At 39.3% G+C, this 16,030-nt stretch carries 10 protein-coding genes; all 10 read right to left on the reverse strand.

Going from position 1 to position 16,030, the window contains the following annotated elements:
* Window positions 1-4: 4 nt before the first annotated feature.
* The 10 genes from ACQ334_RS15550 to ACQ334_RS15595 all read right to left on the reverse strand — a co-directional run bounded on the left by ACQ334_RS15550 (window position 5) and on the right by ACQ334_RS15595 (window position 15,941).
* Window positions 5-1,390: an immunoglobulin-like domain-containing protein gene (locus ACQ334_RS15550; protein ID WP_430989162.1), complete on the reverse strand. Its 1,386-nt coding sequence runs from the start codon at window positions 1,388-1,390 to the stop codon at window positions 5-7.
* Window positions 1,356-2,882 (reverse strand): glycosyl hydrolase family 28 protein, encoded by a 1,527-nt coding sequence (locus ACQ334_RS15555; protein WP_430989163.1) that lies wholly within the window; start codon window positions 2,880-2,882, stop codon window positions 1,356-1,358. The genes ACQ334_RS15550 and ACQ334_RS15555 overlap by 35 nt, the downstream gene beginning before the upstream one ends.
* An 11-nt stretch (window positions 2,883-2,893) precedes the next feature.
* Complete coding sequence (locus tag ACQ334_RS15560) at window positions 2,894-4,363, reverse strand: family 43 glycosylhydrolase (RefSeq protein ID WP_430989164.1); 1,470 nt, start codon at window positions 4,361-4,363, stop codon at window positions 2,894-2,896.
* Between the two features lie 256 nt (window positions 4,364-4,619).
* Window positions 4,620-5,183 (reverse strand): hypothetical protein, encoded by a 564-nt coding sequence (locus ACQ334_RS15565; protein WP_430989165.1) that lies wholly within the window; start codon window positions 5,181-5,183, stop codon window positions 4,620-4,622.
* A gap of 114 nt (window positions 5,184-5,297) precedes the next feature.
* Window positions 5,298-6,314 (reverse strand): L-glyceraldehyde 3-phosphate reductase, encoded by a 1,017-nt coding sequence (gene mgrA, locus ACQ334_RS15570; RefSeq protein WP_430989166.1) that lies wholly within the window; start codon window positions 6,312-6,314, stop codon window positions 5,298-5,300.
* A gap of 107 nt (window positions 6,315-6,421) precedes the next feature.
* Window positions 6,422-8,386, reverse strand: a complete 1,965-nt coding sequence (locus ACQ334_RS15575; protein ID WP_430989167.1) for a glycoside hydrolase family 97 catalytic domain-containing protein — start codon at window positions 8,384-8,386, stop codon at window positions 6,422-6,424.
* Window positions 8,387-8,404: 18 nt separating this feature from the next.
* Entirely contained in the window at window positions 8,405-9,796 is a 1,392-nt protein-coding gene (locus ACQ334_RS15580; protein ID WP_430989168.1) for a TolB family protein, read from the reverse strand.
* Window positions 9,797-9,842: 46 nt separating this feature from the next.
* Window positions 9,843-11,264, reverse strand: a complete 1,422-nt coding sequence (locus ACQ334_RS15585) for a hypothetical protein (protein ID WP_430989169.1) — start codon at window positions 11,262-11,264, stop codon at window positions 9,843-9,845.
* Window positions 11,265-11,328: 64 nt separating this feature from the next.
* Window positions 11,329-12,978, reverse strand: coding sequence for an alpha-L-fucosidase (locus tag ACQ334_RS15590; protein WP_430989170.1), 1,650 nt, complete (start codon window positions 12,976-12,978; stop codon window positions 11,329-11,331).
* A gap of 131 nt (window positions 12,979-13,109) precedes the next feature.
* On the reverse strand, window positions 13,110-15,941 hold the full coding sequence (locus ACQ334_RS15595) for a glycosyl hydrolase (RefSeq protein ID WP_430989171.1): 2,832 nt from the start codon (window positions 15,939-15,941) through the stop codon (window positions 13,110-13,112).
* Window positions 15,942-16,030 lie beyond the last annotated feature (89 nt).

Consider the following 16,030-nt stretch of genomic DNA (forward strand, 5'->3'; position numbering starts at 1 on the left):
ATCATCAGTTGTTTTCTTTACTATTTTTTAATAAAAGCTCCGGCACTCCACTCCATTTTTCATTGAGGCGTTTGGCTTCTTCTTTGGTTATACCAATAACGCTTCCATGACGGGGGAAAAAGTTTTTGGTAAATGATTCCGGTATTGGTGTAAACTCATACAGATCTTTACTTCTTTGAAATTCGTAACGGTGATTGGTATACAGATCGTACATCAACACATAATCAGTTGAGTTATTTAATTTAAATACACTCGATCCTTCCACCACTATTTTTTTTGCAGAATAAGCATCAAGATATTCAAAATTTTCAATCCAGGGCCCCTGCAATGTTTTGGCTGTAGCCTGGCGGATACCATTCTTAATTTCTTTTCCTGTATCATCCTTGGTATTTCCTTTAAAGAAGAAATGATAAGTGCCATCCTTATAAATAATATCGCCGTCGATGGCACCATACTTAGGATTAAACATCAACGCAGGCTCCGATTCAAAACCGCTGAAATCTTTATTGGCATAAGCAGCATAAAAATCTAATTTCAGATCGTCTTTAAATTTAACGGTGAAATATACCAGGTATTTACCGGCAGCGGGGTCATAAATAGTTTGAGGTGCCCATACCCATTGCACGTTAGTAAATTTGTTGGGATATTTTTTTTCGAGATCAACAAAAGAATGATCCCAATTAACCAGGTCTCCGGAGTGTAACATCACGATACCCGGATTATGCCCCCAGCCATTTTTTGCAGTACTCATATCGGTTGCTACCAGGTAAAAATTGTTGCCGTCTTCGCCACGGAGTATATGCGGATCTCTTATTCCCCCGGTTCCCGATATTTTTTCTGAAGCAATAACAGGTTGATTATTGTTTAATGCAAACCAGTTTACAGCATCGGTACTTGCACCAAAGCGTAGCTGCTCATCCATATTTCGTGGACCGGAGCCTTCAAAATAGGCAAATAAATAGCCGTCAAATGTTTGTTCAGGATAAGCCACCTGTATTGTAAATGACTTTGTGGTTTTCGCCTTGCCGGCCACAATAGTAGCAGTCATACTCACTTTTATTTTTTTATTACCAGGAGCTGACCTTTTCAACAGTTTTCCATCATTAGAAATGTATTCCGCATTCCCGGATTGCCAACTGATGGAAGAACCATTTTTACCAATAGAATCCAGCAAGAGATTCCAGCGCAAATTTTTGGTGTACCCTACAGGGATTGTCAATGATTTTGCATCCAGCGCTGCTTTCTTCTTATCTGTAAGAGCAGGTTTATCCTGTTCAGGTGCAGCAATGGTACTCACCGAAATCATTAGGATGATAGAAAGAACGAATAATTTATGAATTGTCATGTTTTTCATTTCAATAAATAATTTCAGTACCGTTAGTAATAACATACTCCGGCTTTGCACCACTTGCTGATTTTACACCGGTAAAGTTTATTTTTTCAGCGTCGTTAATGATCACCTTTGCACTATCAGGTAAAAGAATATTACTGAAGCTTACATTCCGCAAGCGGTGAGCAGGATCATTAAATCCATTGATATTAATAACAGGCTCTTTTACCGATGCCTTTGACAGGTCAATATTCTTAAATATAAAATTTTCGAAGATGGGTGGTTCAGGTGCCCCCTCGCCATCATTATTATAATTGAGTTTTGAAAAAACAGTGATCTTCAGTAACTGGCAATCAACGACTGTTACATTTCTTACATAACCGCCTCTTTCTTTGGTACCTTTTATCTGCAGACCATTTATTAAAGCGCCTGCTTTACAATCCTGCACCAGCACATCACTTACGCCACCACTCATTTCGCTGCCAATAGAAATACCATGACCTCGTATAAAATCACAATCAGTTATTCTAACATTCTTTGTAGGTTTGCCCACATAAAAACCTTCCGGATTTTTGCCTGATTTGATGGCAATACAGTCATCCCCATTATCAAAACTACAATTGAAAATATAGGAGCCGGTGGAAGAGTCAGGATCTATACCATCGCCATTGCGTATGCCATAGGTAATAATATCCAGGTTGTGGCAAGTGATATTATCACTATAAATATAATGGATCGTCCAGCTTGATGGCTCTGTAATAGTAAGGTCAGAGATACATACATCCTGGCAGTTTACTAAACAGATAAGCCTGCCACGGCTTCTTTCGCCGCCTGTAGTCCACATTGCATTGCCTAATTTTTTTCCCCCACCGGAAATAGTACCGCCTCCGGTTATACGCAGATTCTTTACATTGTAAGTGCCGTTGCGGTTTAATGTACCTGCATTCAACAGGCTGGCATAAGTTTTTAATTCCCATCCTTCAAAACGATTCAGGTACATAGGCAGGTAATCCTCAACATCAACAGCACCTTTCAGCGTAGCTCCTTTTTCAATATACAAGGTCATATTACTTTTTAAATACAAAGCGCCGGACACAAAAGTACCTTTTGGTATATACACCGTTCCGCCTGTTGTACAGGCATTGATCGCTTTTTGAATAGCGGTGGTATTTTTAAACGCAGTGTCGTCTTTTGCCCCATAATCCAGTATGTTGTAGATTTTTCCTTTAGCAGCCGTTTTAAATTTAACTGCATATAATTGTTTGACATTCCCTTTATCATTTTTTAAACGAAGTGACACTGTATATGAAGTATTGGGTAAGAGATTAGTTATGGTAAAATTTGTTTTAGCTGCCGTACCGGATAATTTTCCGTTCAGTAAAACTTCATACTCCACATTCCCTGCGTTGTATTGTTTATCCCATAAAAGGGTTACTGCATTTTCGGTAAGTGTACCGGGAGCAATAAGTAAGTTGTATTTATTGGGAGATAATGCAAATGCATCCGCCGTAATTATTAATGCAACAACAAGAAGAAACTGGTATTTTTTCATTTATAAAATATTTATAGATTTCTATTTAGTACAACAATTTTTTCAACCGAAACAACATCTCCTTTACTCCCCGAAAGCCTTCCTGATTTTTCTTTCCACCACCACCTTTCACCCGATACCGTAACAGTTACAGTATAGCTGTCTTTTTTAAACACAGGGCTTAAAAACTTCAGTAATACAGTTGGATATTTTGAATACATATCTATTGAAGACCTGAGTATTGTTTTACCCTTGCTGTTGCGGATGGTAATACCTGCATAGCCTCCATCGGGCCGGGCAAGTCCGAATATACCAACCTGTGTGCCTTTTACAGTAAAAGAAAAGGAGGCCCCTTTTTCATTGGAGCTTTTAACTGCTAATGTATCGGACTGCCAATTACCTGAATAATTAATTGGTGTATCGGTTGCCTTTATTTCATTTCCTTTTATGCCTGCTGTCGACACCACTCCTGTTGACAAATTAATTGCCCATGCTTCCTTAAATTCAGGAAGTGAAATATTGTAACCGGAAACAATAAGCGGTTGCCATACATAAGTGGCAGCACTTGCCTGTTTAGGGAAAGACCACCTGTCGCCCATGAACATAAAGGTTGTTTCTTTTGTTCCTTCTATTGGCAATACAAATGTGGTTTGTGAGTTCCAGGTAAGTGTGCCTTGTGGTGCAAAAAATCCCCGTTTGGTCCATGGCCCTTTTAACGAAGTAGCAGTAAAATAATAATTATCATTGCGTTCCCATCCTGTAAGGTCAGCACCTAAAAAATAATAAAGACTATCCTTTTTAAAAATCGCAGGTGACTCAAATCCTTTTTCAAAAGCTTTATTTACCTGCTCACTGATGCTCTTATAATCATCATTCAGTTTATAAATATCTCCTCCATGCAGCAACACATAACCACTTCCATCTTTATCCTGGAATGTTCCCATGTCCCATTTTTTAATTGGATTGCCATTAAACAACAACGGGCCTTTAAATGTATAAGGCCCCGTAATATTTTTCGCCACTGCATAACCTGTAAACTGATCTTTATACCCCAACGTATCTGCATGCATATACATGATGTATTCCCCTGTTGCAGGGCAGCGCATTACTTTCACTCTTTCTCCCAAACGGTTTGGGCCCAGCTTACCGCTTTGCTGAACCGGCAAGGCAATGCTTTCAAATTTCCAGTTGCACAGATTTTTTGATGAATAGCAATTGAAGCCGGCAAAGGCGTTCGTTCCATCTTCATGGCGCTCTCCAAAGAGGTAGTACCTGTCATTTTCTTTTACAATATTGGCACCGTGTGCACTCACTGTATTTCCGTTGTTGTCAAACCAGGGAATACCGGAGTAAATAGCTGTTTGTTTTTGTGCAGATACTGCAAATGCATTTGATAAAAAAAGGCAAACCCATATTGAGTGGTAAACCGGTTTAATCCATACACCCGGCCACTTATTTTTAAATTTTGGAGAATATAAAACAGGGGTGCAAAAATTCGTCATACAGCAATACGTAAAGTTACTGTAAATGTATCTTGTTACAGATGAGGAATTGTCCTGTGCTGTACCGACGGGAAAAAGACACCTATAATATTGATGCGGCTGCCGGGGCACCGGTCGTTCCTACGGAACGATTGCACTCTCTTCAACTCTTTTCTATCCACCTAACGTTCCGATGGAACGAATAGATTGCAACAGGTGCTTTACTAAGATACAATTTATTCAGTTTTGCAATTGAAAGAAAATATAAATGATCAACTTATGGCAATTTGTTTACAATTGGCATGTTCAAAAATGCCCGCCTAGCTATTTTTAAAAACTTTTTTTCAAAACCTAAATATCTAACTGAAGATAAAGCCTCTTTCAACTCATCAATATTTGAATAATAAAATCCGCTTATTATTTTTTCAGCCTTTTTATTTTTTACCAAATAAACAGCATTATAGTCGCTTTCCCTGTAATTTGGCAAAGTTTCGATATAACCATCAAAGTCAGAAAATTTATACAGCATCATCTGACGAGTAAAAATATTTTTAAAGGATATTACTTTTTCTTCCTTATCAATACAAACAACAAGTGCGTAAAGCAACCATGATTTAATGATTGCAACAAGAGCTAATAAATTTATGAAAATGAAAATTATTGCGCCAAACCTGGAAAGCGTTCCCCTCTGTAAGATATGTCCATTAAAAAACACAACTGATACTAAAACATAAATATAAAAACAAATTCCAATAAAGAAAATTACACTCATTGTTATTGCAAAAATTCCATAAGGCTTAAATTTAGATTGTGCTATTGATTTTAATTTATGATCATCCATCTTCGCCTAGATAAAAGTTAAACAATGATATATTGTTGAACGGAGCCCCGAATGCTTTCGGGATAAACTCTGCCACTACAGTTCCACCAATGAACAAATACCCGTCTCAAAAAATCATTTCAATATTGCTTCAATTGCTTCCAATTCTTCTTTTGAAAATTCAATATTTTTTATGCTGTCAATAGAATTCAGTAATTGTGCTGATGAACTTGCTCCTACCAACACAGAAGTAATGCGTTGGTCTTTCAACAACCAGGCAATGGCCATTTGTGCCATGGTTTGGTTGCGTTGTTTGGCCAGTTCATTTAATGCAGCTATTTTTTTAAGCACGGTTTCATCCAGGCCTTTTTCCGTAAGGGCACCATTAGGCAAATGCCTTCCCACTCTTGAATCAGCAGGAATACCTTTTAAATATTTATCGGTTAATAAACCCTGGGCCAATGGAGAAAATACAATACAACCCACACCGTTTTCATCCACCACTTCCAGTAAATTTTTCTGAACCGTGTCATTTTTATTTTCCACCCAGCGATCGAGCATAGAAAAACGGGGCTGATGAATTAAACATGGTGTGCCTAATTGTTTTAAAATTTTGAATGCGGCAGCGGCTGTATCGGCAGGGTAATTGGAAATGCCTGCATACAATGCTTTGCCTTGCCGCACAATAGCATCCAATGCCATCATGGATTCTTCCAATGGCGTGTTAGGATCCGGGCGATGATGATAAAAAATATCAACGTAATCAAGTCCCATTCTTTTTAAACTCTGGTCAAGACTGGATACCAGGTATTTTTTGCTGCCCCATTCCCCATAAGGGCCGGGCCACATATAATAACCTGCTTTGGTGGAGATCAGCATTTCATCACGATATGCAGTAAAATTTTCTTTAAAGACCTTACCGAAATTTGTTTCGGCACTACCCCCCGGAGGACCATAGTTGTTGGCAAGATCAAAATGGGTGATCCCATTATCGAATGCCGTGATTAATGTCTGACGGTATACATTGATATCATCCACATCACCAAAATTTTGCCAGAGGCCTAATGAGATGGCAGGTAACTGAATACCACTTTTTCCGCTGCGGCGGTATTGCATTTGCTGATACCGGTTTTCATTTGCTGTATAAGACATAAAAAATTTTATTGCTGCAATTTATACAATAATGTGCCTCGTAAAAATAAAATTGCCAATCATCTGTTTTAACCCGAAAAGGCTAAAGACTGAAAACTAATCTTATTTTATTCATACACTATCACAAATCCATCATCAGGTTTTATGCTGACTGATATTACTGGCTTCAAAAACAAAATATCATCTAAGGTGAATATGTCCTTCATTACCGGGTCAGTAAAAAAAGCCGTACCTTTTTTTATGGATTTTAAAAACGGTAATTTATCGATTCGGATGTCATGAGCAATTGTATCTGCATTGATACCTGCCACATACCATTTCTTCCCCGCCCTTCTTGCCACAACATAAAATTTTCCGGGGTAACCATCAATAAATTTCACATCATCCCATTTTGCCGGAACGTTCTGCATATAGTTTTTCACCGCATCAGGCATCTTCGCCATACCATCCGGGCTCTCCGCAAAATGTTGAATGCCCGATAAAAAGATCACTGATGTTGCTAATTCAAATGCACTGGTCGTTTTTCTATTGATACGTGGTATCTTATATAAATTCACCGGCGTAAAATCCATCGGGTCAAAAGCATTGCGTGCAAAAGCACACATCACCATGTGAGCAGGCGCAACGTCTGCATCTTTCTGATTGAAAGTAATCATCTCGTAACCATACACCGCTTCTGTCGTCATTAGGTTGGGATAAGTTCTTTGCCATCCTCTTGGCAATGTGGCACCATGAAAATTTACGAGTAAATGATATTGTGCGGCATCCTCTAAAATGTCCTGGTAATAATTGATCATCGATTGTCCGTCGCCGGCAAAAAAATCTGTTTTAATACCTTTGATGCCCATTTGCTGCAGCAATGCAAATTCCTTCATCCTGCTTTCGTGTGTAAGCATTTTATCTTTTGGTGTATACTTTACCGTATTCCAATCACCTGCAGAATTGTACCATAATAACAGGCCTACATTTTTTTTAGCAGCATATTCAGCAAGTTCCTTTATTTTATCGTACCCGATCTTTTTATCCCATGCAGCATCAATCAAACAATATTCCCAATGCATATCGGCGGCATAGTCGATGTATTTTTTCTGTTCATCATACACAATAAAATTATCCTTACTCATGATCCAGCTCCAGGATGCCCTGCCGGGTTTTATAAAACTGCTGTCCACTGCAATCGCTGGAAATGCAAGATCAGTTCCCAATGTAGATTCTGCAATGGTTTTCAAACTACCCAATGCAATAATACGCCAGGGTGTTTGCCAGGGTAAAGTTGATTCAGGAAATAAAACACCATTGGTAACCCTTTCAGAATCTTCCGGAAAATTAATTTTGTATTCGTTGTTATTGGAGAATTGTTGTAATGAAGTACCACAATACGTTCTTCCCAATGCCGCTTCTGTTATCAGCATCCAGGTATCAGCGTAATGCAAAAGAGCAGGATACACCCAGCCATTTTTTCCCGGTGCTGCTGTACCGGTTTTAATATCCATCATATAATGTGCTTCGTAAGATGGATTGCTGTGTTCCCACCCACTCTGTGCTTCTGTCTTGGGTTGCAGCCAGGCCTTAGTACCTTCAAAAAAATGAAAGCTGGTTGTTTCCCGGGTTATTTTTTTTATAGTAGAAGATATTTGCGGAAACACATAACGGAATGCCACACCATCGTTAGATACCTGGAAGATGACCTGCATGGCATCGCCATTTTTATTTTGTACAGCGATGGTTCTTTTATTAGCCCCATAACTGATCGTAGATTTTTTTGCCGTAAGCATATTGTAACTGTCCTTTACATACGACATATCCGAACTGCTCAGCCATTGCATGCCTGTTGAAAAATCAGCATCTTCACGAACAATACCCAATGCAGAATTTTGCAATACTGTTTTTCCTGCATACTGGATATTGTACACCAACTGCTGGTCTTTATCCAGCAAAACCTGCACTGCAATTTTTTTATCCGGACTAGTGATGATCGTGTTCTTTATCACCACTCTTTTTTGTTGCGCCTGTGTTACAACAGGACTATAAAAAATAACCAGTGCCCATAAAACAACCTGTAATTTTTTCATCGCTTCAATTTTATCTTTTTATTTATCGTATTTTCTTTTTAACCATTCTTCCGGTACCGGGATAATGCAAATATTCATCGACCGGTTATCAGCTGATAACATCGCCGATTCAATTTCAATTTTTGTACCATCCGGGCTCATCGTTGGATGCGGATGATCTGCGGCTGTAGTTTTATGCCCTGCAGATAGCAATATCATTTCTCTTGTATGCCGGTCGATCAGGTAAATATTTCTTGCAAAGTCATCCCCTACTGCCCATCTTCCATCCGGCGATCCGCTTACATGCCATAAGCCACTGCCGCTTGTTGTTTGTCCAACGATCGTCATTTCCCTGGTACGCAAATTTACAATTCCCAAACCGGTTGGCTTCTCTCTTGTACCTGATGGGCCCCATGCAGCTTCCTGCCCGGGGTTGGCACCACTCACTGCTGTGCCTGCTTCGGTTTGCTTTTCTGTTCCCGGAATTTTTCTATGCCCCATAATAGCAATCGCTACTTCATCTTTTGCAATCACAGCTTCATGTGTTACCCATTCATATTCTGATTCGGGATATAAAGGACGAAGGCCTGTACCATTGCTCATCACCGTCCAGGTGCGTTGCGGTGATTTTCCTCCTGTCTCCCAGCAAAAAACAATTTCACCGGCTACCCATGGATTGGTTTGTATATGGCCAATTTGAAAAGGCACTGACACTACATATTTTATTTCGCCGGTGTGTATATTCATTCCTGCAATGCCTGAGGGGCCGGCACCCATATTACGTGGACCAAAGTTTTTTTCAAGTACGGTGCCCGGTGCTAAATGTTTAGCTGCTTCCTGGAGGCCTACACGAAAATAAGCCCACTCTTCATCACCATCCAAAGCCATATCGCCACCAGCTCCCAATGCTGCCGGTGTAGTGCCGCAAACACGTTGATAAGCATTTTCTTTTTTTAATGTACCAGCCTTGCTGTCTGCAAACAATTTTTCAAGATCTACTTCTATAATTTGTACCGGCCTTTGTACACGCCGCCTTGCAGTATCACCTGGCGTTGCCGGAATAGTATCTGTTTTTTCATTCTTCATAAAGTACAGCTTCATTGATTTGCGTGCCACATTCAGCATGCCGGTATAACCTCCTTCTGTTACTTGTACGATATCGCCTGTTTTTTCATTCACGGCCATCGCTTCTCCCTTTACACGATTGCTGCGGAAGATCAGCCACTGCCCATCTGATGTCCATTGATTATGCGTTTGATAAATTTTGGAGTCCCCGCTTTGTGTGCTGGTTAAAAATAATAGTTTAACTCCTGTAACAGGATCTACCACTTCTTTCCGCTCCGATGGAAATCTTTTTCCGATCTGTGCATGAACTGGCATTGAAAATAAAATCCCGATACAAAAAATTGCAAATAACAAGTAGTGTTTCATTGTAGTTTTATTTTCATTACATAATTATTAATGTAGATAACATAAACTATTTTATTCCGATTTTAATCAAGCCTGCTTCTCTTTTATACAGGTAAGGCATAATGATACCTTGCTCAGGAATAACCCTCGACTTTGATAACATATAATTGTAGCGTTCATTCACCCTCAGGTAATTATATCCCAGGCCTTGTGTATCATTACTTGTTACCAACAGTAACCCTTTTTTTCTATTAAAAAACTGGTGTGCTACCATTAAATATTCTCTACTGTCTACTTTAAACCTGGTAAATTGACCCGGAAATATCGTATACCGGTCTTTGTTGTTAGGCATGAGGCTATCGCTGATAATTTTAAAATCTTTATTCAGTAAAGAAAAACGCACCCCCATTTCATCTGAATAAGATACATTATTGCCTTGTGTTATTTTTGTAAGCTGGTTATCGATATCATACAGGTCCTGGTTGGCTGTGGCAGACATTGTATAATCTTTATAAACTGTTATTCTATCATCATTAAAAGCAGCAGGAGAACGTTGCTGCCATTTTGCGAAATTCATCCATTTCGAACCCCCATCTACCAGTATAAAATTAGTATTGGCTTTTTTCCGAAACTGTGATTTTAAAATAGCAAAAGGCGCCTGCTCTACCAATATTTTGTTAAGCCGGCTTACAAATACAAACTGCTTAGCTCTGTAATTTAAATCGGGATCGATAAGCAATGCTGAGACTGTAACAGTAGAATCAGTTGTATTAAAGTCAACATAGGGCTGGGCATATAAATACCCCGAACTATGAAAGTTGTTGCGTATTGTAAAGCCTGTAGCCAGGTTCACTTTCATTAACTCCAGCGAAGTACCACTTTCTAAAGTTTTTAAAACGAACAAATAACGGCCAAAGATGAGAATTTCCTGCTGCAACTTTTCTTCATACCTTTTAAAATCGTAACTCACTTTATGTATAAACGAAACATTAAGCAGGCTGTCTGCTTGTAACATTACCAGGGTACTTTTCTCCACATCATCAATTGCTGTATGATACAACATCCATAGCTGTCCCTGGTTAGGAATGAGTTGAAAACCCAATTTTATATTATCTGACTGTGACTGTAATAATTTTTGAAAAGCGTCCGACATATCAGTGCAATTCCCATTACCATCAACTTTCCAGAATAAATATTGTTTGGTAAAATGTGGCCGGATAAAAACATAGTAAAAACTGTCGAAGGGTACGATTCTTAATTCCGCATTATCGGGAAAAGTAAAAGGCATATTCGTCTTTTGCACAAATTCCAACTTAGCATTATAAATAGATATTTCCGGTTTTTCATTGTGACTGAAACTCAACAAGTGATGATTACCGGCAATATTAGCTACCAGTTGAAAATAATCAGGATTGTTAATGTACATATTACCTCCTTTGCTGTAAGCAATCGTTTGTGCTATAGCATTGTTGCCATTAACGAATAGCATGTAGCACCAAATAAAATATTTTACAAAGAATCTTAATTGCATATTAACTCTTACCATTCCTTTATCATGATATTTTAAATGCGATAGCGTAATTTGTTTCAGGCTTATCGGCAGGCAATATTATTTCTAGTCCTTCAATACTTCTTTTAAATTGTAATGCTGTACCATTACACAATGTTACCGAATTGATAGCTTTAAGGTGCAATGCATTATCTGAAGATAAACTTTTGATCAATACCTTTCCATTTTCCGGCCAACCCAATGCAACAGCGTATAAAATATTTTCTTTTGCAGTAAACCTGATATCTTCCGAAGTAAAGGGCTTGCCTTTTCCTTCATTAAATCCTTGTGCACTAAGTGCGGCTACATTTTCCAGTGCAGGGCCTTCGCCAAAAATTTTCCACGGCCTTGTATCATAAATACATTCACTGTTTACAGCCATCCATTTGCCAATATCTTCCACAATTTTTCTTTCGTCACTATCGATAGTACCATCACCTTTTACCGGTACACTTAAACAAAGGTTACCATTCTTACTTACTACGTCCACTAGTGTATGAATTACTGTTTTGGCTGATTTATATTTATGATTAGTGAAAATAGATTGCTGGTAATGCCAGCTGCCGATACAGGTATCAGTTTGCCAGGGCAATGGCTCTATATTGTTGCTTTGACCACGCTCAATATCCCATACCATACATTTACGTTGCTGTTCGTCCAATATCTTTCCAAAGATCACTGCCTCTAACTTTCCTTTTTCTTTAATGCTTTTATTGTAAAGATGTGCGGCTATCTTCAATCCGGCATCACTTACCGGCCAAAGCGGTAAAGCCGTATCATCAAAGTAAATGAGATCAGGATTGTATTTGTCGATCAGGTCAATAGTACGGTTTAAGAAACTTTTACAATAGGCTGCCGAAGGAATATTTACACCATTGCCCCAGTTCCATTGTTTATGTATGGCACCGTTATCACTGCTGTTCTCACTTAACGGGTGATCCTGTGCATAGAGTTCCTGCGGATCATACCCTTCCCACCATTTCCCTTTGCCATCTTTTTTGGTGAGTTTACCATCGTAAGGCACACCTGCATAAGCGCCGCTTTTGTCTGAGCGTTGTGCGGTTTCATACCAGCTCCAGGCATGTGCTGCATGCACACTAACGCCAAAGTGTAGCCCGTTTTTACGTGCCGCTTTTTCCCAACCGCCGATCAGATCCTTTTTGGGACCGATATTGGTAGAATTCCACTTATGGTATTTGCTGTTATACAGATCAAAATTATCATGATGATTGGCCAGTGCCATAAAATATTTTGCACCGGCATTTTTGTATAATGATACTAATTCTTCCGGGTTCCAGTTTGCTGCTTTCCATTCATTGATCACATCTTTAAAACCAAATTGCGAAGGGTGCCCGTATTTTTCCAGGTGGTATTTATATTTTGCGCTGCCTTCCATGTACATTTCCCTTGCATACCAGTCGCCGGATTCCGGCTGGCATTGTGGCCCCCAGTGTGCCCAGATGCCAAACTTGGCATTACGGTACCATTCCGGTGTTTGGTATTGCTGCAAAGATTCCCAGGTGGGTTTGAATGTGCCTTTTAAAATATTATCACCGGCTTCATTAAATAAAAAAGAAGCTGCCTGTAGTTGATGATGCAACATTGCCGCAGGTATTGCTGCGGCTAACTGTTTGATGACTGTACGTCTTTTCATATAGTGTTGTTGTTTTGCAATCCTGTTAAAGATTGCCAATTTACACCAGTTTTGTATCTGTCTTTGTTATTGCACCATTATAAAAACGAAATCGTTTTCGAGGGAAATTATTGCAAGTGGCGATACATTACTTACTTTATCGCAGTTAATGTAACAGGGCCCGCCAGTCCGGATATCTTAGGTTCCCATTTAGAGGCATCAAACAAACCATCTGCTCCCCTGTTTGTTGCCAGCCTTGCAGGAAAATTAGTATTGTTGAATTTTTTCCATACTACTTTTCTTTTATCCAGGTCGATAATACGATTGGCCATACTGTTAGCCACTTTTATTTCTATGGTATTATCTGCTTTCAGGTCTTTGGCATTTATAACGGTACTATACGCAGGTCCGATCAATGTGGCTATCTTTCTTCCATTCATAAATACTTCTGCACTTTCATATACCTTACCAAGATCAAGCAGGTATTTAGTTGCAGTGCCGGAAGGCTTTTTAAAATGTGTACTATAAGATGCGCTGCCGGAAAATGTCTTATAACTTTCAGCTTTAGCATCTGTCCATGGTAGTAAGCCTTCGCTTAGTGTAACGGATGGAGGCAAGGTTGGGCCACCTTCTTTAAACTGCAATTGCCATTCTCCTGTAATTTCAACTGGTGCTGCAGTTTCTTCGATATAAGGATACTTTACGCCGTTAATTCTTTTAGCCGAAGTTTGAACAATATAACTTTCATCAGGATTCAATTGTATACGCACCGTAATAAAATTATCGCCATTACTGGTTTCTGCAATGCCCGCTGCACCATTCATTGGATTGTATAATGCAGCGCCACTTGCTTTTATTTGCAAGGGAATAAAATCATCAATTTTTTTATTGCTGCGATTGGCAACAAAATAAAAAGTACTGCCATCAGCATTTTTTCTTCTGCTGAATTGTAATCCTTTATCCACCATAGTTTCTTTTCTTATGGCGGCAAGATGTAATAAAGACTCCAGGTTATCCCCTGTTAAAAATCTTCCTTTACCAATTGTGGCAGACTTTACTTCTTCAAAATCAGTGTTACCAAATTTCAACTGGCTTAATAAATTTTTAAAGGCTGCTGTATTTTTTTCTAACTGGCCATAACCAGGTACATCAGATGGTAAATTTTTATAGGCAATAATAGTTGCGCCATTCTTTGCCAGTTCCATTAAATGTTTAAGCGTTTCCACTTTCATAAATTTTGCATCGGGCAATACAATAGTTTGATAGGCAGTTCCACCTGTGATGATTTTATTATTCGCCGTTTGCAAATTCAATATCTGCCTGTCGGAAATATAATCAAAAGCATAGCCTTTTTCCTGCATCATCGTTGCCGATGTTTCAAAAGGCGTTCCGTTAAAATCCGGCTTCATGCCGTCAAAGTGCAATAACAGATCCCTTCCCGGTTCGGAGTATTTATCATAAATGGGGAAATATAATAGCACATCATTATCAGGTTTCCCCTGTTGTAAAAAAGATTGCGTTTTGGTAACATAACTATTCAATGCTGAAAAATTATTCCAGAAAGGATTGGCTTGTGTAAACTCTACCGCAGCATAAAATAACCTGCCCGGCCATGGTTCAGACGGCGGCGAATAGGACGTACCGTGATACACAATGTGATTTACACCACCTATAAAATATACATCCAATGCTTTTTTCACATCGCTTAAAGAAGAAACAAAATGTTCATTGAGCCAGGTAGCAGATTCTGATGCCGCTAATGGTTTGCCCATCACATGAGATGTAGAGGGCGCAAATTTAATACGCAATATTTCTGTGCCTTCTGTTTCAGGAATATCTACCACACCATACAGGTCTAATGTGTTGGCAGGCGAACCATGCGATTGATTACGAACGATCTTTCCTTTACTGTGTGCCCACTTCTTCCATTCACCTGTAAAGTCTTCCAGAATTAATTCGTCGATCGTCATCCTGTAATCACATAATATCCTGTTCGTTCTGTCGGTATGTGTTTTGGTAAAGAGCGCAGGCAATTCTGTTTTCAGATCATAGCCTCTTCTCTTTTTAAATTCTTCAAATAATAAAGGCGTGTAATTAGATTGGCCCCTGGCATCATCCACTTCATACGAATCATTAAAAAATCCACGCAGGCTGCTGATGTCAGTATTTTTAAACGCATCATCAAAACGTTTTAAATAATGTTGCAAGGCACTGGCAGAAAAATGATCGATCACATTGCCTTCGCCGCCCGGTGCTGCTCTTTCTACCTGTTTGCCATGCCATCCCATAAACAACGCATACAAATTCCATTTGCCATTGGGTGCTGTCCAGTTTAATTTACCTTTTGTATCTACTTTGTTTGTAAGGTCAATACTTTCGCCGGCATCGGAATAGGCCATTAAAGTTTGCAATGGTAATGGCCTTACAAACCTTACCTGGTCCATTGATAGTGCCTGTAAATTTTTATTGGCAGATATTGGCTGCAATACATCTTCAATCTTAACCGGCTTGTAATTTTCTGTACGCACCAATGGCTCCTGTATAAATTGAATCGTATCTTGTAAAGTTTCGCCACCATTAAGACTATACATTTTCACCTGCATATTTTTACAGGCATCTTCATCACCTATCCACGGGCCGCCAAACGGCCACCCGGTAGCGTTAGCAAGATCAATCCCTAAATTTAAGCGCTTGCCTTCCTTTAAAGTATGACTGAACACCTCCATCCATTCTTTAGACAAAAACGGGATGTACTGTTCCTCTTCTTTCTGTACGCCATAGATCGGAGTTATCTCCAGGCCACCCAATCCCACTTGCTGGTATTGCTGCATCACAGTGGTAAGGTCATTTTTTTTAACCTGGCTGCCCAGCCACCACCATCTTGTCCATGGTTTGGTTTGATTAGTGATTGCCGGCCATTTTACCTGCGCCATTGCAGAACTAAAAACTATAACTACAAAAAAAGACAACAATACTTTACGCATAATATATTTTAATTTAACAAGCTCAAAATTTTCGTGAGGCGTCAGTCGTGAGGCGTCAGTCGTGAGACGTCAGTCGTGAGACGTCAGTC

Origin of the sequence: Ferruginibacter sp. SUN106, assembly GCF_050611765.1 — a bacterium.
Classification (GTDB): Bacteria; Bacteroidota; Bacteroidia; order Chitinophagales; family Chitinophagaceae; genus Ferruginibacter.

What these genes read in the sequence shown, in the direction of transcription:
- ACQ334_RS15550 (WP_430989162.1), bottom strand. Translation starts at nt 1,390, where the DNA reads ATGTTATTACTAACGGTACTGAAATTATTTATTGAAATGAAAAACATG.
- ACQ334_RS15555 (WP_430989163.1), bottom strand. Translation starts at nt 2,882, where the DNA reads ATGAAAAAATACCAGTTTCTTCTTGTTGTTGCATTAATAATTACGGCG.
- ACQ334_RS15560 (WP_430989164.1), bottom strand. Translation starts at nt 4,363, where the DNA reads ATGACGAATTTTTGCACCCCTGTTTTATATTCTCCAAAATTTAAAAAT.
- ACQ334_RS15565 (WP_430989165.1), bottom strand. Translation starts at nt 5,183, where the DNA reads ATGGATGATCATAAATTAAAATCAATAGCACAATCTAAATTTAAGCCT.
- mgrA (WP_430989166.1), bottom strand. Translation starts at nt 6,314, where the DNA reads ATGTCTTATACAGCAAATGAAAACCGGTATCAGCAAATGCAATACCGC.
- ACQ334_RS15575 (WP_430989167.1), bottom strand. Translation starts at nt 8,386, where the DNA reads ATGAAAAAATTACAGGTTGTTTTATGGGCACTGGTTATTTTTTATAGT.
- ACQ334_RS15580 (WP_430989168.1), bottom strand. Translation starts at nt 9,796, where the DNA reads ATGAAACACTACTTGTTATTTGCAATTTTTTGTATCGGGATTTTATTT.
- ACQ334_RS15585 (WP_430989169.1), bottom strand. Translation starts at nt 11,264, where the DNA reads ATGCTATTCGTTAATGGCAACAATGCTATAGCACAAACGATTGCTTAC.
- ACQ334_RS15590 (WP_430989170.1), bottom strand. Translation starts at nt 12,978, where the DNA reads ATGAAAAGACGTACAGTCATCAAACAGTTAGCCGCAGCAATACCTGCG.
- ACQ334_RS15595 (WP_430989171.1), bottom strand. Translation starts at nt 15,941, where the DNA reads ATGCGTAAAGTATTGTTGTCTTTTTTTGTAGTTATAGTTTTTAGTTCT.